Raw genomic sequence first — 1536 nt, forward strand, 5'->3', positions numbered from 1 at the left:
GGAACTATAATGTATTTAAAAACAAGGGGTGTTTTTTTTAACCTTAATCATTAATTCTTACTCTCTTTTGGTTTGTACTTTGTCCTAAAATCAAAGTGAGGATTTTTCTTGAGTAACTTGTTTTTAATCCTTGACACAGTTGATAATATACTCATTAGTTGAGGTTCAAGCTGTGATATATTTTCATTAGCATAAAATTCAATTAGATACTCGTACATAATTAAAGAGTTTGAAAAATCCCCTCCAAACTTTTTAGGGTTCGATTTGATTTTATCATATACCCATACATACAGTTGCTTTCTAAAGAAGTTATCCATTTAAGCCACCTCAACTATGTTACTGTTCAAAAAAGCTTCAATATCACTGCGTTTATACTTAATGTATTTTCCCATCTTACTAAACTTTAGATGTATATTTTTCATTCTCCATTTTGCTAAAGTTGATACACTAAAACCAAACTCTTGGTGTGCTTCTTTTGGATTTAACCATTCTTTCTGAATAGGAGCTTTTATAGCTTCTATTGCTTTATTTTTTGATGTTTCCATCGTACGACCTTTTGAAAATAAAGTCATAATTTCAAGCTTTACTCTTATGCTAATATCAGAGTGTACATAACCGTCGTTAAGTTCTTTTTGATAGCATTATTGTATTCCAAAAAAAATGTAGTAGTTTGCACTATAATCAAGCTCTTATTTGTTGTTGTTGTTGTTGTGGTTGTGGTTGTGGTTGTGGTATATTATAATGTCTATTATTCTACCATCTCAACATCCAAAACAGTATCTATCGTTTTAAGCCCATCTTGACCACTTTTATAGTGATTGATACTAAGATACTTGTTTATAGTGTTTACATCCTTATGACCTAATATACCGCTTAATACGATGGCTTCTGTTTGCTGCTCTGCTAACATTGATACTAAGATGTTTCGCATATAATGAAGTGAGAGATTATCTATACCAGTATGCTTTTTTAAGTTTCTCATTTGTCTATCTACATTCGCAATAACCTTACCCGTAATAGGACTTGGAAACACTAAGCCCTTATTCTCTTTGAATGTTAATAGTAGGAGCTTAATCATAGGAGCTAAAGGGTATTTTTGATTGTCATCATTTTTAGTATCTGTTATCCAGTAGTAGTCATTTGTAAAGTCGATATTTTCCCATCTAAGGTTTAGTATCTCTGATTTTCTTCTACCAGTAAAACCAAACAAAAATAAAGCTTGATAAAATGGTTCATCTTTGTAGTATGTAGTTATTCCAGTATATACCTTGTTAAATAGCTTAGTAGCATTTGTTACTATCTTCTTTTGATTTGGTATCTTCACATTGATAAAAGTTGTAGGAGCTTCTTTTATCATCTTATTTTCAAGTGCAAATTTAAACATAGGTTTTAAAACTTCTAAAATACTCTTTTGAGTCCGTGGGCTTAGTCCTTGTTTATCCATTACATTAATGATTTTCTTTATCTGCATAGGCTTTATATTTTCTATTGCTTTTTTACCTAATTGCTTTTAGGTAAAAAAGCAATAGAAAATAT

General features: G+C 30.3%; 3 protein-coding genes. All 3 read right to left on the reverse strand.

All coding sequences use genetic code 11. The annotated features are described in order from the left end of the window. Positions 1 to 50 precede the first annotated feature (50 nt). The 3 genes from MVY38_RS01565 to MVY38_RS01575 all read right to left on the reverse strand — a co-directional run bounded on the left by MVY38_RS01565 (position 51) and on the right by MVY38_RS01575 (position 1471). Positions 51 to 317 (reverse strand): hypothetical protein, encoded by a 267-nt coding sequence (locus tag MVY38_RS01565; protein ID WP_297482760.1) that lies wholly within the window; start codon positions 315 to 317, stop codon positions 51 to 53. Further along, positions 318 to 545, reverse strand: a complete 228-nt coding sequence (locus MVY38_RS01570) for a helix-turn-helix domain-containing protein (protein WP_297482763.1) — start codon at positions 543 to 545, stop codon at positions 318 to 320. It lies immediately after the preceding gene. Between the two features lie 203 nt (positions 546 to 748). Then, positions 749 to 1471: a tyrosine-type recombinase/integrase gene (locus MVY38_RS01575; protein WP_297482766.1), complete on the reverse strand. Its 723-nt coding sequence runs from the start codon at positions 1469 to 1471 to the stop codon at positions 749 to 751. Positions 1472 to 1536 lie beyond the last annotated feature (65 nt).

The organism is Sulfurimonas sp. (assembly GCF_027056685.1).
Lineage (GTDB): Bacteria > Campylobacterota > Campylobacteria > Campylobacterales > Sulfurimonadaceae > Sulfurimonas.